Genomic DNA, 20,868 nt, shown 5'->3' on the forward strand with positions numbered 1-20,868 from the left:
ATCAGACCGCCAGGAAATTGATGGCTCCCTGCTTGAACGCCCTGCTGGTGATCGCATTGGTGTGGTTGCGGCCCGGAAGCAGCAGCTGCTCGGGCATCGAGCCGGCCTTTTTGCCAAGTTCCGCCAGTTGCGGCATGGTGGCGGCCCGCTCGTCCTTGTCGCCTGCCACCAGGAGCATGGGCATGTGCGGGACGGCTTCGGCAGGATCGTATGGCTCGTCCTTGATGGCCTCCACCAGGGAAAGCAGCGCGAAGATATTGTTGCTGGGCAGCAGCATGGCCATCTTCAGCAGTCCGGCTGTGGATTCGTCAGCAATGGGGGTTCCGTCGGCGAGGTACCGCTGGGCTGCCACCAGGTCGAAGGCGGCCAGCGGGTCGGCGACGTTTGGGCCGCCCAGGACCAGCCGGTGGACGATCTCGGGCTGGGTGGCGCCGAATTCCCAGGCGAGCCGGGACCCCAGCGAGTAGCCCACCACGTCCAGGCCGCTGGCCGGGTCGCCGTCGCGCAGTGGCCGGACGCCGGCGTCGAACACGATCTGGAGCAGGTCCGCGCGGATGCGGCTGGGGGAGTAGGAGTCCCGGTCCTCCGGGGCGCCGCTGCGGCCGTGGCCCGGCAGGTCCACGGTGATGACGCGCCGTCCGGCCTCCAGCAGGGCAGGCACCCAGCCGGTGTCCTCCCAGTTGAGTTTGCTGGAGGAGGAAAATCCGTGGAGCAGCAGGACGGGCCGGAGTCCGGCGTCGGTCTGGGGATCGTGCACCTGCACGTACAGCTGGGGGTCGGTACCCTCAACGGTGTGGGAATGGATCTCGCCGGTGTGCCTGCCGCTCATGGTGTCAGTCCTCATCAAGTACGGCGCCCAGGCGGACCCGGCGCTTCGGTGCCTCGTCCTTCGGGACCGTGCCCACGATCCCGGCGGTATGGTCCGGCACCTCGAACACGATGAGTGGATCGCCGACATTGATTCTGTCGCCTGCCCCACCGAAGGTACGCACCACTTTACCTGCCTGCGGACCGGGCAGTTCAACAGCGGATTTGCCGGTTTCGAAGGGCCCCTTTCCCGTTCCGGCGGCCTACTCGGGCCGGCGCCCGCGGGAGGTGAGCCGCGCACCGGTCCAGCACGCCGCTGCGAGGCAGGCAACCAGGGCGAAGGTGCTGAGCAGCTGGATGCGGCTGCTTTCGGCGCTGAAGCCGACGGCGAAGATCAGGCCCAGCAGAACCAGGCCGAGGATCGTCAGCCCCGGGTAGCCTTTCATCCGCAGCGGCAGGGGAATCCCGTCCCGGTCGGCCCGGTGGCGCAGGATCAGCTGCGAGACGAGGGCAGTGCCCCACACCACCAGGCAGGTGGAGCCCACCAGCTGGAAGAGGGCCGGCAGGATCCGCTCCGGGAACAGCAGTTCCAGGACCGTCGCAGCAAAGCCAAAGGCCACCGAAACGCCGACGGCGAGCATGGGCACGCTCGCCCCGCCCAGCCGGGAGAGGAAGCGCGGCGCCTCGGCGCGCTCGGACAGCGAGTACACCATCCGCGAGGCGCCGTAGAGGTTTGCATTCAGGGCGGAGAGAAGCGCGACGACGGCGACCAGGGTGATTGCCGTGCCGGCACCGGGGATCCGGGCGGCGTTGAGGACACCAGCGAACGGCGACGCGAGGCCTTCCGAGGTGGCCGGCAGTACCGCCGCAATAACAAAGACGGAGCCGATGTAGAAGACCAGGATCCGCCACACAACGGTCTTGATGGCCTTGCCGACGCTGTGTTCAGGGTCCTCGGTCTCGGCCGCGGCCACGGAAACGATCTCAGTGCCGCCAAAGGCGAAGATCACCACAAACAGGGCGGTGGCCACCCCGCCGAGGCCTGCCGGGGCGAAGTCTTCGGTGATGTTGGAAAGTCCCGGCGACGCGACGTCGGGAAGAAGTCCCAGCAGCAGGGCGGCGCCGACCGCCAGGAAGAGGACGATGGCCGCGACCTTGAGGATGGCGAACCAGAACTCGAACTCCCCGAAGTTCTTCACCCCCGCCAGGTTGATGGCGGTGAAGACCACCATGAAGATGAGGGCGAGGGCCCAGACGGGGATGACGGGCCAGACGGAGAACAGCAGTCCTGCCGCGCCCAGGGCTTCGGCGGCGATCACGACGACGAGCTGCAGCCACCACAGCCACCCGACCGTGGCGCCGGCAGTCTTCCCCAGGGCGCGTTCGGCGTACACCGAGAACGCGCCGCTGGTCGGGTTGGCTGCGGCCATTTCGCCCAGCGCCCACATCACCAGGATAATGAGCGTTCCCGCCACCAGGTAGGACACCAGCACAGCCGGCCCGGCGGCCTGGACTCCGGCGCCGGAGCCCAGGAAGAGGCCGGCGCCAATGGCGCTACCCAGCCCCATCATGGTGAGCTGGCGGGGTTTCATGCTGTGGCCGAGGTGGGTTTCCGGCCGCACCTGCGTGGACTTCATTGTCATGCCTTTAAACCTTCTTGGGGTGTAGTTGGTGGTCCTCGTGGGACCACTCGAATTTACCGCTTCGGCAACGGGCGCCCAAGCTGGGATGGTCCCGCGGGCCTCCTTGGTGGTCGAACGCGCAGTCAGCACGTCCGCGGCGGACCCCTTGCCTGGGTCGCAGGAAAAGAAACATTTTGATTCGGGACAGGCGGGGCTTAGAATTAGTTCTGGTCAAGGTGACTTTAACTAATCGGGGAGAGCGGGGTGGGGCATCGTGTACACCAGTGCAGCCAATGTGGCGGAGCGCCGGAGCGCGCCTCCGTCGCTCGCTATCTCCACGGTCATTTTCGCCCTGCGCCCCAGTGAAAAGTCCGGCCGCCCCACGCTGTGGATCCCGCTGGTCCGCCGCATCCGTGAACCGTACAAGGACCTGTGGGCGCTCCCCGGCGGACCCCTGACCCATGCCGAATCCCTCCAGGATGCGGCGTCGCGCAACCTGCAGGAAACCACGGGCCTGGCGCCCAGCTACCTGGAACAGCTCTACGCGTTCGGCGGCCTGCACCGTTCGCCCAGCCAGCGCGTTGTCTCCATCGTCTACTGGGCGCTCGTGCAGCCCACCGAGGCCGCCCTCGCCGACGAATCGGAGAACGTCAGGTGGTTCCGGGCCGACCGCGTCGGTGACCTGGCCTTCGACCACAACGCGATCGTTGACTACGCCCTGTGGCGGCTGCGGAACAAGCTGGCGTACGGCTCCATCGCCTACCACTTCCTGGGCGAGTACTTCACCCTGGCCCAGGTCAGGGAAGTCTACGAAGCCGTCCTTGACCGCCAGCTGGACCCCGCGAACTTCCGCCGCCAAATCACCTCCACCCCGGAGATTGAAGAAACCGGCGAATACCTCCAGGGCGGCAAGCACCGCCCGCCCCGCCTCTACCGCTTCACCGGCCGCCCAGGCCTTGACCCAGATAACAGGAGCACACCATGAGCAGCGTCAACACAGCCATTCAGCTGATCACGCGCGAACAGGCCGAAAACGCGGCTGCAGGCAAAGCAACAGCCACGTGCAGCCCGGCGCTGGCCAAGGGCCCCTGGGACTACGACCTCGCAGAAGCCCTTGCCGGCATTCCCGCCTACGGCCCGGGTGCGTCCAGCGCCGATGTTGCGCCGGCGGCCACGCCCCGCCAGGGGCAGCTGCCCGAGGAATACAAACTCGCCAGCGACGCCGAACTGGACCGGCGGATCCGCGCGGCGAAGGACGTCCTGGGGGAGCGTGCCGTGATCCTTGGCCACTTCTACCAGCGTGACGAGGTCATCCAGTACGCCGACTTCGTGGGTGACTCCTTCCAGCTGGCCAACGCCGCACTGACGAAGCCCGATGCAGAGGCCATCATCTTCTGCGGTGTCCACTTCATGGCCGAGACGGCGGACATCCTGTCGCGGCCGGAGCAGGCCGTGATCCTGCCGAACCTGGCCGCGGGCTGCTCCATGGCGGACATGGCGGACACGGACTCGGTGGAAGAGTGCTGGGAACAGCTGGAAGAGATCTACGGCACCGAGCCCGACGCCGACGGCCGGGTTCCGGTCATCCCCGTCACCTACATGAATTCCTCCGCCGCCCTGAAGGCTTTCTGCGGCGAGCACGGCGGCATCGTCTGCACCTCCTCGAACGCCAAGACCGTCCTGGAATGGGCCTTCGAACGGGGCCAGCGGGTCCTGTTCTTCCCGGACCAGCACCTGGGCCGCAACACCGCCAAGGCCATGGGCGTGCCGCTGGAGCAAATGCCCATGTGGAATCCCCGCAAGGAGCTCGGCGGCAACGACGAACAGGCACTGCTGGATTCCCGCGTGATTCTCTGGCACGGATTCTGCTCGGTCCACAAGCGGTTCAACGTGGCCCAGATCGAGAAGGCCCGCGCCGACTTCCCCGGCGTCAACGTGATCGTGCACCCCGAGTGCCCCATGGAAGTGGTGGACGCAGCGGACTCCGCAGGGTCCACCGACTTCATCAAAAAGGCCATTGCCGCAGCCACCGAACCCACAACGTTCGCCATCGGCACGGAAATCAACATGGTCAACCGGCTTGCCGCCGAATACCCGCAGCACACCATCTTCTGCCTGGACCCGGTGATCTGCCCCTGCTCCACGATGTACCGGATCCACCCCGGCTACCTCGCCTGGGTGCTGGAGGAACTCGTCGCAGGCCGTGTAGTCAACCGCATCACCGTCGCGGACGCCGTGCAGGCGAACGCCCGGACAGCGCTCGAGCGCATGCTCGCCGCCAGGCCGTAATGAACGCCATCCCAGCCGTGGGACAGACCCGTGCCGCTGCAGACCGCAGCCCATCCCCGCAGCGGCTGATCGTCGTCGGAAGCGGCATAGCCGGCCTGTATGCCGCCCTCCTGGCGGCGGAGGCGGGCGCCGATGTGGTGGTGCTGACCAAGGGCGCGCTCGCGGACAGCAACACGTTCTACGCGCAGGGCGGGATCTCGGCCGTGCTGGACGAACCTGCGCCGGGCGACACCGTGGCTGCCCACATCGCCGACACCCTTGCCGCGGGTGCCGGGCACTGCAACTACGAGGCCGTCCGCGTGCTGTGCACCGAGGCGCGCCACGACATTGCCGGCCTGGTGCGGTTCGGTGTTTATTTTGACCGGGACCACGACGGCGGGCCCGCCCTTGGCCTGGAAGCCGCCCATTCCGCGCCGCGCATCCTCCATGCCGGCGGCGACGCCACCGGGGCGGGTGTGGTCCACGCACTGGTCAGCGCCGTGCTGTCGCAGCAGGCAGCAGGAAAGATCCGGCTGATCGGCCATGCCCTGGCCACCGAACTGGTGAAATCCGGTGACAGGGTGACAGGGGTCAGGTACACCCACGGCGGCCGCAGCCTGGTCATCCGGGGGGATGCGGTGCTGCTGGCCACCGGCGGCGCAGGCCAGCTGTTCGCCCAGACCACCAACCCGGCCGTGGCCACCGCCGACGGACTCGCCCTCGCCTGGCGTGCCGGTGCCGCCGTCGCCGACCTTGAATTCTTCCAGTTCCACCCCACCTGCCTGGTTCCCGCCAGGACGCAGGCCGCTTCCGACGCCGACCCGCTGCTGATCTCGGAGGCCGTCCGCGGCGAGGGCGCCATCCTGCTGGACTCCCGGGGCCGGCGCTTTATGCCCGAATACCATCCGGACGCCGAGCTGGCGCCCCGCGACGTCGTGTCCCGCAGCATCGCCCTCCACCTGGCCAAGCTTGGCGACCCCAACGGCCACGTCTACCTCGACGCAACCGTGATCGAGGCTGCCAAGGGCGCAGGTTTCCTGGCACGCCGGTTCCCGACCCTCAGCACCAGGACCCGTGCGGCGGGCTTCGACTGGACCCGCGAGCTTGTGCCCGTCGCCCCGGCCGCCCACTACTGGATGGGCGGCGTCGCCACCGACCTCCACGCCAGAACTTCAGTCCCCGGGCTGTACGCCGCCGGCGAAGCCGCCTGCACCGGCGTCCAGGGTGCGAACAGGCTCGCCAGCAATTCGCTGCTCGAAGGGCTTGTTTTTGGCCGGCGCGCCGTTGAGTCTTTCCTTTCGTCCGCGTCATCCGTGCCCGCTTGGGTGTCGCCTGACGGCGCTCCTCCGCGTGCTGTCTCGGCCGCTGGCGGCCTCCCCTTGACGCACGCTTCCGGAGCACCCTCAGGCGACGATCGACAGGTCGCCGCGGGTGCCGCTCAAGCAGTACAGAAGACCGACCCGTTGCCTTGGGGTACGAATGACACTGTCCCCGAACCCTTTTCACGCGACGCTTTGCGGCGGCTGATGACTGCCAAGGCCGGGGTGCTTCGGAACGGGGTGCTGTTGGCGGAGGCGGGGGCCGCGCTTGAGGCGTGGGCCGGCGTCGTCCGTCCTGAACTGGTTCCAGTTGAGGGGGATCCGGTGAGGCACGAAGACGCCAATCTGCTGCTGGCCGCCCGGCTCCTCGTGGCTGCGGCCCGGGAACGTACCGAATCCCTGGGCGCCCACTACCGGAGCGACAGCCCGGCCGAAACCACCGGCATCCATGAAGAATTTGAAGAGACCTGCCTAACCCGCCCGAAAGCGAGCCTTGTCCATGACTGAATCCACCGTGTTTGACCTGGCCCTCCCCACGGCGCCTGTGCGGGAGATCCTGGAGCGGGCGTTCGCCGAGGACGCCCCCGCCGGTGACATCACCTCACAGCTGCTCATCCCGGCCGAGGCCAGGGCGACGGCGGTGCTGAACGCCCGCGTACCCGGCGTCTTCAGCGGCGCCACGGTCTTCCGGGACGCCATGGTGCTCATTGACCCGGACACCGACGTGGAGCTGCTGGTCGCCGACGGTGAGGCGTTCGACGCCGGCACGCACCTCGCCCGGGTCAGCGGCCGGGCACGCTCTGTCCTGCTTGCCGAACGCGTCGCCCTCAACCTGGTGCAGCGCATGTCGGCGATTGCCACCAAGACGGCGGAATTCGTGAAGCTCACCGAGGGCACCGTCGCACGGATCACCGACACGCGGAAGACCACTCCCGGGCTGCGTGTCCTGGAACGCTTTGCCGTCCGCTGCGGGGGAGGAGCGAACCACCGGTACAGCCTGTCCGACGCCGTGCTGGCCAAGGACAACCACCTGGCAGTGATGACCGGCGGCGACCCCGCCAAACTTACCGGCCTCCTGGCGGCAGCCAAGGCACAGCTGGGCCACACCACGCACTTTGAGGTGGAAGTGGACAGCATCGACCAGATCGAACCCGTGCTCGCCGCGGGGGTGGACACCATCATGCTGGACAACTTCACCCTGGAGGAGCTCCGGACCGGCGTGGCACTGGTGGGCGGACGCGCCCGCGTGGAGGCCAGCGGCAACGTCAACCTGCAGACCGTGGCCGGAATCGCCGCCACCGGTGTGGACGTCATTTCCATCGGCGGACTGACCCACAGCGTCGCGGCACTGGACCTGGGCCTGGACGTAGAGCTGAGCGTCGGGTGAGCGCGCCGTGATTTTCCTTGATGCCGCGGCCACCACCCCCGTCCGCCGCGAGGTGCTGGATGCGATGTGGCCCTACCTGACCGGCGAATTCGGCAACCCGTCGAGCCATCATTCCCTGGGCGAGGCCGCGGCCGCCGCGCTCGCGGACGCACGTGCCGCCGTCGCAAATGTGCTGGGCTGCAGGGCAGGCGAGGTGACCTTCACCTCGGGCGGCACCGAGGCCGACAACCTTGCCGTGAAGGGCATTGCCCTGGCACGGCAGGCTGCCGATCCGCGGCTCAACCGCGTGGTGGTCAGCGCCATCGAACACCCCGCCGTGGATGAATCGGCACGCTACCTTGAACGGTTCCACGGATTCGCGGTGGACGTCGTTCCCGTTGACGGGACGGGGCTGGTGACCCCGGAGGCGCTTGCCGCCGTCCTCCGCCCCGAAACGGCCCTCGTCAGCGTGATGTACGCCAACAATGAAGTGGGCACCGTCCAGCCCATCGCCGAACTGGCGGCGCTGGCCAGGGCGCAGGGCATCCCGTTCCACACGGATGCCGTCCAGGCCGCCGGCTGGCTGCCCCTGGACGTCAAGGCGATCGGCGTGGACGCACTGAGCATTTCCGGCCACAAACTCGGGGCGCCCAAGGGCTGCGGCGTACTCTACGTCCGCGGACGGACCCGGATCGAACCCCTTGTCCACGGCGGCGGACAGGAACGCGGCCGCCGCTCGGGCACTGAGAACGTCGCCGGAGCCATAGGCCTGGCCACCGCCCTCACCCTGGCCCAGCGGGACCAGGCCGGCTCGGGCGCCCGGGTGGCGGCGCTGCGTGACAGCTTCACGGCGGCGTTGCTCGGCGGCGTGCCCGGAGCTGTCCTGACCGGCCACCCCACGAAGCGGCTGCCGTCCGTGGCGTCTTTCTGCTTTCCCGGCACCAGCGGGGAATCCGTCCTTCTCGAACTCGAACGGCAAGGAGTGGTGTGCTCCAGCGGTTCGGCCTGCGCGGCCGGGTCAGACGCGCCCTCACCGGTCCTGACGGCACTCGGCATCCCCGCCGAGGTGGCGCAGACCGCGGTACGGTTCAGCTTTGATTCATCCGTCAGTGCCCCGGACCTGGACGCTGCTGCCCGGGCCGTGCTGGCCGCCGTCGCCAGCGTCCGGACCCTCGGCCGGGCATAACGCGCCGATCCCCGGTCAGATGTGCCGGGCGCGGCGGAAGATCCAGTGCCGGAGCATGGTGAAGCGGACAGCCGTGGCCAGGAAACCGGACAGCGTGGTTGTCCAGAGCTCGTCGGCGACAGTTGCTTCGGGCCTCAGCCAGTGCAGGATGCCCAGGCTGCTTCCCGTGATGACCAGGGCAACGGCGATTACGATCAGCCCATGCAGGTGGTCGCGGGCCATCCGGCGCTGCCCTGTGATCTTGAACGTGAGCCTGCGGTTCATGGCGGTGTTCAGGAAGGACGTGGCAACCAGCGCGGCCGCATTGGCCAGCTGCGGACCCAGCCAGGGGCGCAGCAGTGCGTAGAGCCCCAGCGACGCGGCCGTGCAGACGATGCCCACGCCGGTGAAGCGGATGAGCTGGCGGACCACCGGGAACTTCAGGATCCCGCGGTAGTGCCGGGTGGATGGTGCCCGGCGGCCTTGGTGGACGCCTGCCTGCTGCGTCAGCTGGGCGGCGGGCGCAGCAGGGGATTCCATGGGTCAAGCCTGACACATCAGGCCGCAGATCCCTCCCAGGAAGCTGCCTTCACCGGGTTGGTGAGTTCGCCGATGCCCTCCACACGGCACGTGACCGTATCGCCAGGGCCGATGGGCGCACACTCGGCCGGGAATCCGGTCAGGACCAGGTCCCCGGGGTGCAGGGTCATGAAGGACGTCAGGTAGACCAGGATTTCGTCCACGTTCCAGCCCAGGTCCGCGCTGCTGGCAGGCGCCAGCACAGTGCCGTTGTGGACGATGCCGATGGCCAGGTCTGCGACATCGAGGCTGGTGACGATCCACGGCCCGGCAGGCGTGAAAGTGTCCTGGCTCTTGGCGCTGGTCCACAGCTCGTCCGACTTCTGCAGGTCCCGGGAGGTCACGTCGTTGCCGATGGTGAATCCCAGCACGGCGCTGCGCGCAGTGTCCGGAGTCAGGCCCCGGGCCTTCCGGCCGATCACGATGGCCAGTTCCGCCTCAGGGTCAACATGGCCGGCGTCTGACGCCAGCTCAATGGCGTCGCCGGGTCCGATCACGCTCGTGGCGGCCTTGTGGAACGCCTGGCGCGGGAGGGCACGGCCGGCCTCGCCCGTGTTGTGGGCCATGCCCAGAACGTTGGCCGGGACGCTGGGGGCGAGGAACTCGAAGCTTCGCTGGTGCACACTGTCGCCCGGCGTCCAGCCGGCGCGGGCAGGGCTGGCGGCGTTGGCCGGGGATCCGGGGAAGGGTGTGTCCACCACAGTCCAGGTGGTGCCGGCGTCACTGGCGAAGTCGGCGGCGCTGTTGGCCACAAAGAACTGTTCCCCGGGCGCCGCGGGGGAGACGGGACGGACGCGGGCAAGGCGGAGCGGGGCGGTCATAGGTTTTCCTTCAGGGACGTGCGACGGCGGCAGGGGCCCGGTTGCCGGGCGGTCAGTACAGTTCGCCGGCAGGGATCTCGACGGCGAGACGGTTCGACGGTCCGGCCAGCGGACATGCCCATGCCTCGTTGTAGGCGCAGGACGGGTTGTACGCGAAGTTGAAGTCAAGCACGAATTCAGCGCCGGGACCGGTGCCGTGGACACCATGGAAGGCGCCCTTGATGGTGTCGATCAGGTAGCGTCCGGCACCGTAGCTCCCACCCGGCTGCCCGGCCGTTGCATCCCGGAACGGAACAAAGATGCCGCCGCCGTATCCCTGAAGCTTCCAGACGGCGAGCTGTCCCATCTCCGGAAGGTCGAACGTGCCGAGGCGGACGAAGTTGACCACGCCGTCGGTGGCGGTTTCCACCGACATTTCCCGGCCCGCGCCTTCACCGGTCAGCGGCACGTGGAAGCGGTAGATGGGATCGTAGTCCGCCGTCCGGAGTCCGGAAAACCGCGCCTTGTCCTGGCTGGTCAGCGCAGACGCCGGATGGGTGGCAAACATCCGGTCACGCTCGTGCCGCCAATAGGAATGGGCCTCCGCGGGGCTCTCCACCGAAATTTTCCGGACCGTCTCGTAAAGGGAGAACGTCCGCAGGCGCCAATCCGCAATGTCGATGGCGGAGATGTCCGCCAGGCTGTCGTCCGCCACGCCATACTGCTCTTCCGCCATAGCCACCAGCCTAGTCCCTCGGAGCGCGCTTACCTTGCGGCGGCGGCGCCCGGCGCTACGCTGGCTGCATGACGCGCAAGACAGCAGTGCTGGGGTTCCGGATCATGGCCGTGCTCGTGTGCGGAGGCGTGGCCTCCGGCTGCAGTGCCCAAGGTCAGGCCGAACCGTCCTGGACCGCGCAGCCGGACGCGACTGCGTCCACCGCTGCCCCGACGGGGACGGCAACGGCAACGGCGTCGGCGGATCCGGCGGCGTCCGGCGACCAGGGTTCGCCGACGCCAGGTGCGGGGGCCACATCGGCTGCGTGGAAGACCTTTTCGGACCCCGGCAAGACGGTGAGCTTCGACCTGCCGGAGGAATGGATCGCCCAGTCGGTGACGCCCGAGGAAGGGACGATGGCAGGTGCGCTGAAGGTCGAGGTAAAGAAGCCGGACGGAACCGTCATTGCCTCGCTGCGGACGGGACTGCCGCCGTCGGCCCCGGAATGCGCGGAGGCGGCGCGCCGGCCCTACACCGTGATCAGCAGCGTGCCGGTGGACCTGCCGGCACTGGCAGGAGAGGGAACCATCGCACCGCATGTGGTGTTCAGGGTGATCCAGGGCTACCGGTACTTCGGGTCCTTCGGCATCACGAACATCGTGGGCGGCGCCGACGGGCAGGCGTGCGAACTGCGCAACGTGGTCCGCGGCCCGGCCGGCAAGGGTGACTACTCCTTCGGGGACCTGCCGGCGCTCAGGGCGTTCGCGCCGGATGAAAAGGTGGCTCCCGCCAAGGCCTTTGACACCCTGGACCAGGCTGCGAAGTACGTGGATGAGGGCGCCGAATTCGCCAACGTCCAACGGATGCTAATGTCTCTGGAGATCAAAAACTAGTCCTGCTGCCGGCCCACCCCCGCCGGTCCAGAGCGGAGACTGGCAAACCACTTCCACACACCCCGGAGATCAATGGACCGCTCTGTTTCCGCCCGCCTGGTTTTCAGGACCGTCGCCGACACCAAGGTTGCGCTGGCCATTTCCGTGGCCAGGAACCCCGGTTACACCTCGTTCGAGGAATCCCTGTCGGTGACGGTTGAAGGCGCGCAGGTTCCGCTGACTGAATTATCGGACCACCATGGGGGCCGGATCCACTACATGGAGTTCCCCGATCCGTCCGAGGTGACAGTCGACTATTCGGCGTCGGTGGCCGGACAGGCCGACCCCGAGGAGGCACCGCTGGCGGACCTCATCCGCTACGTCCGCCCCAGCCGGTACGCCGAGTCGGACCGGCTCCTGCCCACGGCCTATGCGGAATTCGGCGGGCTCCACGGCGAGGAGCTGCTGCATGCCGTGCGGAACTGGGTGTACGGCGAGCTGAGGTACATCAGCGGATCATCGCGGGGCACCGACGGAGCAGTGGATACCCTCCTGCACCGCCGCGGCGTCTGCCGCGACTTCGCCCACCTTGCCATCGCGCTGCTCCGGTCCAAGGACATCCCCGCGCGGCTGACTGCTGTCTACGCGCCGGGACTGAGCCCGATGGATTTCCACGCCGTGGCCGAAGCCCACGTCAACGGGGCCTGGCACGTCATCGACCCCACGGGGCTCGCCCCGCGGGAGTCGATGCTCAGGATCACGGCCGGCCGCGACTCTGCCGATACCGCTTTCCTGTCCACCGTCGGCGGAAGCCTCACCCTCCACCAGATGCGCGTCACCGCAGTAGTGAACGGCAACCTGCCCGCTGAGGACCCGGCCAGGCTCGTCGTGCTGCGCTAGGCCTGGAGTTTTTTGTCCGGATACAGGGGCATAAACCCTCCGCATCCGGACAAAGAATCTCAGGTCAGTGGCGCGCGCCCACGGAATGACGCAGCTTCTCGGTGAGCCGCCTCAGTTCCTTCTGCTCGGCCGCGGTCAGGGCAGGACCCAGAAGCCCGGAGATATCCCGGACGTGTTCCCGGCCGATGTCCTTTTGCAGCTCGGCGCCGGCGTCGGTCAGCTTCAGCAGCACCCCGCGGCCGTCCTCGGGGGCCGCCATCCGCTCCACCAGTCCCCGTTTTTCGAGCCGCTCCACGAGCCTGCTGAGGCTGGACTGGCTCAGCAGGACATGATCGTTGAGTTCGTTCAGCCGCAGCCAGCCCGACGGGCAGCGGGAAAGCGTGAACAGGACATCGTACTCGTTAATCGCCACCTTCTTGAAGGCGGGCCCGGCCTGGAGCTTCCGCATCACGGCCACCTGGGCCCGGAACAGGGACTCCCAGGTTTCAGCGGCGAGCCTGACCGGAGATTCGCCGTCGGTGGCCATCACGCCTCCGACGGGGTTGTCTCGGCGCTCTGCGCAGCCAACAGGGTGGCGACCCGGCCGGCGTGCGTGGGCGGTTCCGGAACGTGCGCAGGCTTGAGGGCCGCGTACTCCTTGCGCAGGACCGGCAGGACCTCCTCGCCGAACAGGTCAAGCTGTTCCAGCACGGTCTTCAGCGGCAGGCCCGCGTGGTCGATCAGGAACAGCTGGCGCTGGTAGTCACCGAAGTACTCGCGGAAGGTGAGTGTCTTTTCGATGACTTCCTGCGGGCTGCCCACCGTGAGCGGGGTCTGCGAGGTGAAGTCCTCCAGCGACGGGCCGTGGCCGTAGACAGGGGCGTTGTCGAAGTAGGGCCGGAACTCCTTGACCGCATCCTGGGAGTTCTTCCGCATGAAGAACTGGCCGCCGAGCCCCACGATCGCCTGGTCCGCCTTGCCGTGGCCGTAGTGCTCGTAGCGTTCGCGGTAGAGCCCGATCAGCTGCTGGTAGTGCTCCTTGGGCCAGAAGATGTTGTTCGCGAAGAACCCGTCGCCGTAGTACGCGGCCACCTCGGCGATCTGCGGCGTGCGGATGGAGCCGTGCCAGACAAAGGGGGCGACGCCGTCGAGCGGGCGGGGCGTGGAGGTGAAGTTCTGCAGCGGGGTCCGGAACTTGCCGGACCAGTTCACGGTGTCCTCGTCCCACAGCCGGCGCAGCAGGCTGTAGTTCTCGATGGCCAGTTCCACGCCGTCCTGGATGTTCTTCCCGAACCAGGGGTAGACGGGGGCCGTGTTGCCGCGGCCCAGTACCAGGTCCACGCGGCCATCGGACAGGTGCTGGAGCATGGCGAAGTCCTCGGCGATCTTCACCGGATCATTCGTGGTGATCAGGGTCGTGGCGGTGGACAGCGTGATCCGCTCGGTCTGCGCCGCGATGTAGGCGAGGGTGGTGGTGGGGGAGGACGAGAAGAACGGTCGGTTGTGGTGCTCGCCGATGGCATAGACGTCCATGCCGATTTCCTCGACCTTTTTGGCAATCGCGACGGAGGCCTTGATGCGCTCGTTCTCCGTGGGGGTCTGTCCCGTGGTGGGGTCAGCGGTGATGTCGCTGACGCTGAATACGCCGATCTGCATGATGTGCCTTCCGTTCTGGCTGTCCGTGGTGGGCTTACCACCACTATACCCGATTTAGATGCATATGCATCTATCGACGGATACAACGCCTCCGGGGCCGGATTATTCCCGTTCGTTTAGCCCGGCTCGCCCGGTGCGGCGCGGCGGCCGCTGACCTTGGGAACCATGCCCGTGGTCCAGTCGCGGAACTCGTCGTCGACGTCGTCCGCGGGACCGAGTTCCGGGCGCTCGTGCAGCGCCCGGAGCAGTGCCTTCCTCTCGCGGCGCCCCTCCACCAGCCGGTAGAGGACAGGGACCAGGACCAGGGTGAGGGCCGTGGAGGAGACCAGGCCGCCGATCACCACGACGGCGAGCGGCTGCGAAATGAAGCCGCCGCCGCCCGTCAGGCCCAGGGCCATGGGGGTCAGCGCGAACACGGTGGCGAGAGCTGTCATGAGGATGGGCCTCAGGCGCTGCCGGGCGCCGTGGGTGATGGCGTCCGCCACCGGCATCCCCGCCCTGCCGTCGCCGGGCTTCCGGTACTGGTTGATCAGGTCGATGAGCACAATGGCGTTGGTCACCACAATTCCGACGAGCATCAGCATGCCGATCAGCGACGGCAGGCCCAGCGGCACACCGGTCACCAGGAGCAGCGCTACGGCGCCGGTGGCCGCGAAGGGGACGGACACCAGCAGGATCAGCGGCTGGACGAGGGATTTGAAGGTGGCCACCATAATCACGTACACAATGGCGATGGCGGCCAGGAGGGCCAGCCCCAGCTGCCGGAAGGACTCTGCCTGCTGCGTGGTGGCCCCGCCCAGGGTGGCCGTGACCCCGGCAGGCAGCTGGACATCGTCCAGCCGGGACTGGACTTCGGCGCTCACGGCGCCAAGGTTGGAGCCCGACGGCGTGAGGGAGACTTTCGCGGTCCGCTGCCCGTTGCTGGCGGTGATGGAGATCGGGACCTCCACCTGCTCGACGTCGGCAATGGTGCCCAGCGTGGCCCGTCCCCCCGGAAGCGGGATGTTGCGCACAGCCTCAACACTGGTGAACCGGGTTCCCTCGCCGATCTGGACCGGGAAGTCGTCGGTTTCGATCCGGACCGTCCCGGCGGGGACCGGACTGATCGTTGCGGCGAGCACGCCGGCCACCTGTTGCTCGTTCAGTCCGGCGGCCACGGCCTTGGCACGGTCAACCTTGACCTGGACAACGTTCTGGCTGGCTGCAAGGTTTGTGGCCACCTCGCTGGTGCCGGGCACACCGCCCATTGCCTCGACCATCGCATCGCTTGCGGTGCGGAGATCGGCGGAGGTTGCGGCCCGCAGGGTGATGTCCACCGTGGACGAGGTGCCGAAGCCGCCCTGCTGCGTGCCCACGGAGATCTTCCCGGCGTCGGGGATGCCGGAAAGCTCTGTGCGGACTTCTTCCTGAAGCTCAGCCTGGTCCGCTTTTTCGTCCGTCACCACGGTGAAGGTCGAATTGGAGGCCCCGGAGGATACCAGCGCGGCGAAGCCCGCCTGGGCATTGCCGGACGTGACCTGGATGGTCTTGACGCCGTCGATGCCGCGCAGCACCTCTTCCACCCGGACGGCGGCGGCGCTGGTCTCGGCCAGGCTGGTGCCGCCCGGCAGGACCTGGCGCACGGTGAGGCTGTTCTGCCCGGACTGGCCCAGCAGGTCCGTGGCCAACAACGGGGTCATGGCGCCGGTGGCGGCCAGCACCAGCCCGGCGGCAACCAGCGTCACCACCGGATGTTTCTGGGTCTTGGTCAGGATGGGGAGGTAGCCCCGCTGCAGCAGGCTCTTCTGCTCGGCTTCCAGTGCCCTGGCCCGCACGGCCGCGGCAGCCTCGCGGGCGACAGCGGATCCGGGGGCAGCGACCGCCGGGGACTTCAGGAACCAGTACGCCAGCACGGGAACGATGGTCAGCGACACCAGCAGGGATGCCAGCAGTGCCATGGTGACGGTGAGCGCGAACGGGCGGAAGAGTTCGCCGGCGAGTTCGCCAACGAACGCGATGGGCAGGAAGACGGCCACCGTGGTCAGTGTTGAGGCGGTAATCGCCCCGGCCACTTCCCGGATTGCCGTCAGGATGGCGGTGACCTTGTCCTCACCGTAGGCGAGGTGGCGTTTGATGTTCTCGATGACCACGATCGAGTCGTCCACCACGCGGCCGATGGCGATGGTCAGTGCGCCCAGCGTCAGGATATTCAGCGAGTAGCCGGTCGCTGACAGTCCGATGAACGTGATGAGGAGCGACAGGGGAATGGAAACCGCCGTCACCAGCGTGGAGCGGGACGACATCAGGAACACGAGGATCACGGCCACGGCGAACCCCAGGCCCAGCAGGCCCTCGGTTGTCAGGTCCTTGATGGACTTCTCAATGAAGGGTGCCTGGTCGAAGACCGGCGTGAACGTGGCGTTGGAGCCTAATTCCGCTTCAAGGTCACCGATGATGCCTGCGACGGCGTGGGAGATGGCCACCGTGTCGCCCTCGGGCTTCTTGGTGACGGAAACCGCCAGCGTTTCCTTGCCGTTGGTTCGGGAGATGGAGGTGCGTTCGTCATCCTTGAGCGAGACGTCCGCCACGGAGCCGATGGTTGCAGGCTGCTTCGTGCCGGCAAGAGGCAGGGCCCGGACGGCGTCGAGGGAGTCCACCGGACTGCCGATCTGGAGGGAGAGGGTCTTCCCGTCCTCTTCGACGGTTCCGACAGGAACCAGCGCCCCGTTGTTGGCCAGTGCATCGCGGATCGCCGTGATGGTTGCGCCGGTGGACGCCAGGGCGTCCATGCGCGGCAGGATCTGGATGTGCTGGGTGGCGCCGCCGGTCACATCGGCGCTGCGGACGCCGTCGATTTTCTGCAGCCGGGGGATGCTGAGCCGCTGCAGGTCGGCATTAAGCCCGCTCAGGGATTTGTCCGAGGAGACCGCCAGGAACAGGATGGGGAAATCGCTGATGCTGCCGGCGATGGCCTGCGGCTGGACGTCATCCGGCAACTGGCGTTTGGCATTGGAGATGGCCCGGTCGATCTGGTTCCGCGCCCGGTCCAGGTTGGAGCCGTACGTGAACGTCATCGAGATCTGTGAGACGCCCGTGCGGGATGTTGACGACGTCGATTCCAGACCTTCGACGCCGTTCAGCGCCTTCTCCAGCGGCTCACTGACCTGCTTGTCCACCACCTCCGGCGAAGCGCCGGGCATCGCGGACAGCACAGTGATCTGCGGGAACTCGATGGAGGGGATCAGTTCCTGCTTCAGCGAGGACATGGTGATCACCCCGAACACCGACGCGAAGACGGTGATGAGGGCGATCAGTGCCCTGTTTGCCAGTGAAAGTTGTGCCAGCCGGAACATCGCGTGGTCTCCTGACGGGGTTGGCGGACTGGTATGGGGATGAACTGCTGCCCGCCGACCCCGGCAGGGTCAGCGGGTCGCGGAAACGCTCTCCAGCTGGAGGGCAGTGGCGGTTGCCTTCTCAAGTTCCTCGGCGAGTTCCGGGTTGCTGTCCAGCTTGGTGCCGTAGCCGGGCATCATGTCCTTGAGCTTGCCCTGCCAGCCCTTGAAGTTCTTCGGGAAGGACTTCTGCAGCAGTTCGATCATGATCGGCACCGCGGTGGAGGCTCCGGGGGAAGCGCCCAGGAGCGCACCGATGGAGCCGTCGCGGCCGGCAATGACTTCCGTGCCGAACTGCAGCACGCCGCCCTTCTTCGGGTCCTTCTTGATGATCTGTACACGCTGGCCGGCGGTGATGAGTTCCCAGTCGCCGTCCTTGGCCTCGGGGTAGTACTCGCGCAGCGCCTCCACCTTGTCGCCGTGGCGCTTGGCCACCTCCTTCACGAGGTAGGCCGTGAGGTCCATGTTGTCCTTGGCCACGGCGAGCATCGGGATAATGTTGCTGGGCCGGATGGACAGGGGCAGGTCCAGGTACGAGCCGTTCTTCAGGAAGTTCGTGGAGAAACCGGCGTACGGGCCGAACAGCAGGGAGCGTTTGCCGTCGACGTAGCGGGTGTCCAGGTGCGGCACGGACATGGGCGGTGCGCCCACAGAGGCCTGGCCATAGACCTTGGCGCTGTGCTGGGCGGCGAGGGTCTCGTCGGTGCAGCGGAAGAACTGGCCCGAGACGGGGAAGCCGCCGAAGCCCTTGCTTTCCGGAATCCCCGAGGCCTGCAGCAGGTGCAGTGCGCCGCCGCCGGCGCCGACAAACACGAACTTGGCATGGATCCTGCCGTGTTCCCCGGAAGCCGGGTATTTGAGCGAAAGGTCCCAGCCGCCGTCGGACGCTTTGGAAATGCCCGTCACGTCATGGCCGTAGTTGATCTCGACGCCGTTGTTCCCGAGGTAGGTGGTCAGCTCCCGGGTCAGTGCGCCGAAGTCGACGTCGGTGCCTTCGGCCGCCCGCGTGGCGGCGATGCGCTGCTTCGGGTCGCGGCCCTTGACGATCAGAGGGGCCCATTTAGCGATCTGGCCGTGGTCCTCGGAGTATTCCATGCTGCGGAACAGAGGGTGGGGCTTCAGTGCCTCGTACCGGGTCCGCAGGAACTTGGTGTTGTCCTCGCCGATGACAAAGCTCATGTGCGGGACGGTGTTGATAAAGCCCTTCGGCGAACCGATCAGGGACTGCTCCACGAGGTGGGACCAGAACTGCCGGGACAGCTGGAACTGTTCGTTGATGAGCAGCGCCTTGGTGGGGTCCACCGAGCCGTCTTTGGCTGCGGGGGAGTAGTTGAGCTCGCAGAGTGCGGCGTGCCCGGTTCCGGCGTTGTTCCACGGACCGGAGCTTTCCAGTCCGGGCTCGTCGAGGCGCTCGAAGAGGGAGATGGTCCAGGTGGGTTCGAGCTGCTTGATGAACGCCCCCAGTGTGGCGCTCATGATGCCGCCGCCGATCAGGACGACGTCGGCATGTTTGGTCTTGGAAATAAAAGTCACAGTGAGTCTCCGATAGCAGCGGCTCTGGCTGTCACAGAATATCCCCGCGTGACCCTCTTACTGAAATTGGACGGGCCCGTCAAGGCTTTAGCTGGACCTTGGTGAAAACTTCGTTTAAGACCGGGGAGGCCGGGTAGCTGGCCACCCGGTCCGAGAGTGCCAGTGCCGAGATGGGGAATGCAATGGGAACGGCCGGAACCGACGCAGCGATCTGGACATTGATGGTGTGATATTGCTCATCACGCTCCTGTCCCTGCGGCATGCTGCGGGCCCGGTTGATTTTTGAGAAGACCTGGGGGTCCTGGTATCCGAACTCGCCGTTCTTCTCGCCGAACAGCGGCCCGACAAAGTTGTCGGCGTCGGCGTAGGCACCGTTCCAGCCGAGCAGGTGGAGGGCGTGGTCGCCGGGGGACTGGACTTTCTGCAGGTACCCGTCGGACCAGTCCACCGGGACGGGTTTGATGTTCAGCCCGACGGCGGTCAGCTGCCGGCTGATCTCGGCGTAGACCTTTTCAGGCGTGGGGAGGTAGGGCCGGGTGGCGTTCAGCGGATAGTAGAACCTGAGTTCTTCGCCGTTATAGCCGGAGTCTTCCAGGTAGGTCTTTGCCTTGGCCGGGTCGTGGCCCAGCGACGGGGCTTCGTTATTGAAGCCACTGATCTTCGGTGGAACGAACTGGGAGGCCTGGGCGGTGTTGTCGATGAAGAATTTACGGATCAGGGTGTCCTTGTCGATCGCCATCTCGATCGCCTGCCGTACTTTCACGTCCTGGAGGACCGGGACTTCCTGGTTGATGCCCACGTACATTACGGAGAAGGGGTCCCGCTGCACGATCTGCATGCCGCGTTTGACCAGCTGGTCAAAGTTTCCCACCGTGACGGCGTCGAAGCCGTCGATCTTTCCGTCGAGGAGTGCCTGCAGGCGGGTCTGCGGATGGTCGTACGTCAGGAAATTGATGGTGGCGATTTGCCCCCGCTCGCCCCAGTAGCCCTTGTTGCTGACCAAGGTGACGGCTGCGTCATTCCACGTTCCGAGGCTGAAGGGGCCGGTCCCCACAGGATTGGTGGCGAAGGCTGACAGGGGCTGCCCGCCCCGTACCTGGTCCAGCACATCCGCAGTCCCGGCGGCCAGTGCCGCCGGCGACGCCATGGCGAAAGCCGGCAACGTCAGGGCCTGGAGGAAAGCAGTGAAGCGTTGCGTGAGGTCGATCCGGACAGTGTCGGCGGAAACGGCCGTGCAGCTCTTGAAAATGGAAAGGGATGCCTCGTCGGAGTGCGCCTTGAAGACACCCTTGAAGGAACTTCCCGGGGCCTGTTGGCGGAGCGCCGCCGGGAATGCGAACCAGCGGTTGAAGTTGGCGCAGACGGCGTCTGCGTTGAAGGGGGTTCCGTCGTGGAAAGTGACTCCGCTGCGCAGCTTGAAGGTGTAGGAGCGGCCTTCGTCTGATTCGGTCCACTCGGTGGCCAGCAGCGGCGTGGGTTTGCCCGTTGTTTGGTCCACTCCCACCAGGCCTTCGAGGATCTGCCGCGTGATCCGGTAGGACTCAACATCGCTGGAGAGTGCCGGGTCGAGCCCAAGCGGCTGGGAGGCCGTGCCGAACGTGAAGGTGGCGGACGGACCGTCTCCCGCTGATGGCGTCGACGTGGTGGGGGAAGAGGGTGAGGGACCCGGGACGCCGGTGCAGGACGTCATGCCCAAAGCCAGGAAAACGGCGCCTGTCTTGATCACCGTTCGTCGCGATGTACTGCTGGGCACTCGTTGATCACCTCTGGGCTGCGGGCTGGCTCCGCTGTCTGCGGGGGCCAGCCCAGTCTAGTTGACGGACCCGGAAGGTCCCGGGGACGCAGTTGGACCCGGCCTGTGAGGGCCGGGTCCAACGTTGTGCGCGGAGCCGCCGGGGGAGTCAGGCCGGGCGGCT

The 20,868-nt window shown here is 67.0% G+C and carries 17 protein-coding genes and 1 pseudogene; 7 read left to right on the top strand and 11 right to left on the bottom strand.

Annotated features, from left to right (window positions below; all coding sequences use genetic code 11):
* Position 1: 1 nt before the first annotated feature.
* From J2X42_RS02815 to J2X42_RS02825, 3 genes and pseudogenes are all read right to left on the bottom strand, one after another.
* Positions 2–829, bottom strand: a complete 828-nt coding sequence (locus tag J2X42_RS02815) for an alpha/beta fold hydrolase (RefSeq protein WP_310161923.1) — start codon at positions 827–829, stop codon at positions 2–4.
* A 4-nt stretch (positions 830–833) separates the two neighbouring features.
* Positions 834–1,043, bottom strand: a pseudogene (locus J2X42_RS02820) (biotin attachment protein); the annotation flags it as partial.
* Between the two features lie 27 nt (positions 1,044–1,070).
* The gene (locus J2X42_RS02825; RefSeq protein WP_310161925.1) at positions 1,071–2,450 is read right to left on the bottom strand and encodes an amino acid permease; all 1,380 of its coding nucleotides are present in this window, start codon (positions 2,448–2,450) and stop codon (positions 1,071–1,073) included.
* A 253-nt stretch (positions 2,451–2,703) separates the two neighbouring features.
* On the opposite strand from J2X42_RS02825, the gene J2X42_RS02830 reads away from it, so the two are divergent.
* Genes J2X42_RS02830 through J2X42_RS02850 form a run of 5 tightly spaced genes read left to right on the top strand, consistent with a single transcriptional unit; the run spans position 2,704 to position 8,568 of the window.
* Entirely contained in the window at positions 2,704–3,414 is a 711-nt protein-coding gene (locus J2X42_RS02830) for an NrtR DNA-binding winged helix domain-containing protein (protein ID WP_310161927.1), read from the top strand.
* Positions 3,411–4,718 (top strand): quinolinate synthase NadA, encoded by a 1,308-nt coding sequence (gene nadA, locus J2X42_RS02835; protein WP_310161930.1) that lies wholly within the window; start codon positions 3,411–3,413, stop codon positions 4,716–4,718. Before J2X42_RS02830 ends, nadA begins: the two co-directional genes overlap by 4 nt.
* Positions 4,718–6,523: an L-aspartate oxidase gene (gene nadB, locus J2X42_RS02840; RefSeq protein WP_310161932.1), complete on the top strand. Its 1,806-nt coding sequence runs from the start codon at positions 4,718–4,720 to the stop codon at positions 6,521–6,523. Before nadA ends, nadB begins: the two co-directional genes overlap by 1 nt.
* The gene (nadC, locus tag J2X42_RS02845) at positions 6,516–7,403 is read left to right on the top strand and encodes a carboxylating nicotinate-nucleotide diphosphorylase (protein WP_310161934.1); all 888 of its coding nucleotides are present in this window, start codon (positions 6,516–6,518) and stop codon (positions 7,401–7,403) included. Before nadB ends, nadC begins: the two co-directional genes overlap by 8 nt.
* Positions 7,404–7,410: 7 nt before the next feature.
* Positions 7,411–8,568 (top strand): cysteine desulfurase family protein, encoded by a 1,158-nt coding sequence (locus J2X42_RS02850; RefSeq protein ID WP_310161937.1) that lies wholly within the window; start codon positions 7,411–7,413, stop codon positions 8,566–8,568.
* 15 nt (positions 8,569–8,583) lie between these two features.
* Here the strand turns inward: J2X42_RS02850 and J2X42_RS02855 are convergent, their stop codons facing one another.
* From J2X42_RS02855 to J2X42_RS02865, 3 genes are read right to left on the bottom strand one after another with little or no spacing between them, the layout of a single operon-like run.
* Positions 8,584–9,087, bottom strand: a complete 504-nt coding sequence (locus J2X42_RS02855; protein WP_310161939.1) for a GtrA family protein — start codon at positions 9,085–9,087, stop codon at positions 8,584–8,586.
* A 17-nt stretch (positions 9,088–9,104) separates the two neighbouring features.
* Positions 9,105–9,947 carry a fumarylacetoacetate hydrolase family protein gene (locus J2X42_RS02860; RefSeq protein WP_310161941.1) on the bottom strand — a complete coding sequence of 281 codons (843 nt, stop codon included), beginning with the start codon at positions 9,945–9,947 and terminating at the stop codon, positions 9,105–9,107.
* A 52-nt stretch (positions 9,948–9,999) separates the two neighbouring features.
* Entirely contained in the window at positions 10,000–10,662 is a 663-nt protein-coding gene (locus J2X42_RS02865; protein ID WP_310161943.1) for a DUF1684 domain-containing protein, read from the bottom strand.
* 68 nt (positions 10,663–10,730) lie between these two features.
* On the opposite strand from J2X42_RS02865, the gene J2X42_RS02870 reads away from it, so the two are divergent.
* Positions 10,731–11,534, top strand: coding sequence for a hypothetical protein (locus tag J2X42_RS02870; RefSeq protein WP_310161945.1), 804 nt, complete (start codon positions 10,731–10,733; stop codon positions 11,532–11,534).
* Positions 11,535–11,606: 72 nt separating this feature from the next.
* Entirely contained in the window at positions 11,607–12,413 is an 807-nt protein-coding gene (locus J2X42_RS02875; RefSeq protein WP_310161946.1) for a transglutaminase family protein, read from the top strand.
* A 64-nt stretch (positions 12,414–12,477) separates the two neighbouring features.
* On the opposite strand, the gene J2X42_RS02880 is transcribed toward J2X42_RS02875, so the two are convergent.
* The 5 genes from J2X42_RS02880 to J2X42_RS02900 all read right to left on the bottom strand — a co-directional run bounded on the left by J2X42_RS02880 (position 12,478) and on the right by J2X42_RS02900 (position 20,705).
* On the bottom strand, positions 12,478–12,939 hold the full coding sequence (locus J2X42_RS02880; protein ID WP_310161948.1) for a MarR family winged helix-turn-helix transcriptional regulator: 462 nt from the start codon (positions 12,937–12,939) through the stop codon (positions 12,478–12,480).
* Positions 12,939–14,048: an LLM class flavin-dependent oxidoreductase gene (locus J2X42_RS02885; RefSeq protein ID WP_310161950.1), complete on the bottom strand. Its 1,110-nt coding sequence runs from the start codon at positions 14,046–14,048 to the stop codon at positions 12,939–12,941. Before J2X42_RS02885 ends, J2X42_RS02880 begins: the two co-directional genes overlap by 1 nt.
* Before the next feature lie 116 nt (positions 14,049–14,164).
* Positions 14,165–17,380 carry an efflux RND transporter permease subunit gene (locus J2X42_RS02890; protein ID WP_310161953.1) on the bottom strand — a complete coding sequence of 1,072 codons (3,216 nt, stop codon included), beginning with the start codon at positions 17,378–17,380 and terminating at the stop codon, positions 14,165–14,167.
* A 69-nt stretch (positions 17,381–17,449) separates the two neighbouring features.
* Positions 17,450–18,952: a malate:quinone oxidoreductase gene (locus J2X42_RS02895; RefSeq protein WP_310161955.1), complete on the bottom strand. Its 1,503-nt coding sequence runs from the start codon at positions 18,950–18,952 to the stop codon at positions 17,450–17,452.
* Between the two features lie 79 nt (positions 18,953–19,031).
* Positions 19,032–20,705, bottom strand: a complete 1,674-nt coding sequence (locus tag J2X42_RS02900) for an ABC transporter substrate-binding protein (protein WP_310161957.1) — start codon at positions 20,703–20,705, stop codon at positions 19,032–19,034.
* Positions 20,706–20,868: the final 163 nt, after the last annotated feature.

The sequence above is a fragment of the Arthrobacter sp. BE255 genome, from assembly GCF_031457335.1.
Taxonomy (GTDB): Bacteria; Actinomycetota; Actinomycetes; order Actinomycetales; family Micrococcaceae; genus Arthrobacter.

What these genes read in the sequence shown, in the direction of transcription:
- nadC (WP_310161934.1), top strand. Translation starts at nt 6,516, where the DNA reads ATGACTGAATCCACCGTGTTTGACCTGGCCCTCCCCACGGCGCCTGTG.
- J2X42_RS02885 (WP_310161950.1), bottom strand. Translation starts at nt 14,048, where the DNA reads ATGCAGATCGGCGTATTCAGCGTCAGCGACATCACCGCTGACCCCACC.
- J2X42_RS02870 (WP_310161945.1), top strand. Translation starts at nt 10,731, where the DNA reads ATGACGCGCAAGACAGCAGTGCTGGGGTTCCGGATCATGGCCGTGCTC.
- J2X42_RS02860 (WP_310161941.1), bottom strand. Translation starts at nt 9,947, where the DNA reads ATGACCGCCCCGCTCCGCCTTGCCCGCGTCCGTCCCGTCTCCCCCGCG.
- J2X42_RS02865 (WP_310161943.1), bottom strand. Translation starts at nt 10,662, where the DNA reads ATGGCGGAAGAGCAGTATGGCGTGGCGGACGACAGCCTGGCGGACATC.
- J2X42_RS02890 (WP_310161953.1), bottom strand. Translation starts at nt 17,380, where the DNA reads ATGTTCCGGCTGGCACAACTTTCACTGGCAAACAGGGCACTGATCGCC.
- J2X42_RS02815 (WP_310161923.1), bottom strand. Translation starts at nt 829, where the DNA reads ATGAGCGGCAGGCACACCGGCGAGATCCATTCCCACACCGTTGAGGGT.
- J2X42_RS02875 (WP_310161946.1), top strand. Translation starts at nt 11,607, where the DNA reads ATGGACCGCTCTGTTTCCGCCCGCCTGGTTTTCAGGACCGTCGCCGAC.
- nadA (WP_310161930.1), top strand. Translation starts at nt 3,411, where the DNA reads ATGAGCAGCGTCAACACAGCCATTCAGCTGATCACGCGCGAACAGGCC.
- J2X42_RS02825 (WP_310161925.1), bottom strand. Translation starts at nt 2,450, where the DNA reads ATGACAATGAAGTCCACGCAGGTGCGGCCGGAAACCCACCTCGGCCAC.
- J2X42_RS02855 (WP_310161939.1), bottom strand. Translation starts at nt 9,087, where the DNA reads ATGGAATCCCCTGCTGCGCCCGCCGCCCAGCTGACGCAGCAGGCAGGC.
- J2X42_RS02880 (WP_310161948.1), bottom strand. Translation starts at nt 12,939, where the DNA reads ATGGCCACCGACGGCGAATCTCCGGTCAGGCTCGCCGCTGAAACCTGG.
- nadB (WP_310161932.1), top strand. Translation starts at nt 4,718, where the DNA reads ATGAACGCCATCCCAGCCGTGGGACAGACCCGTGCCGCTGCAGACCGC.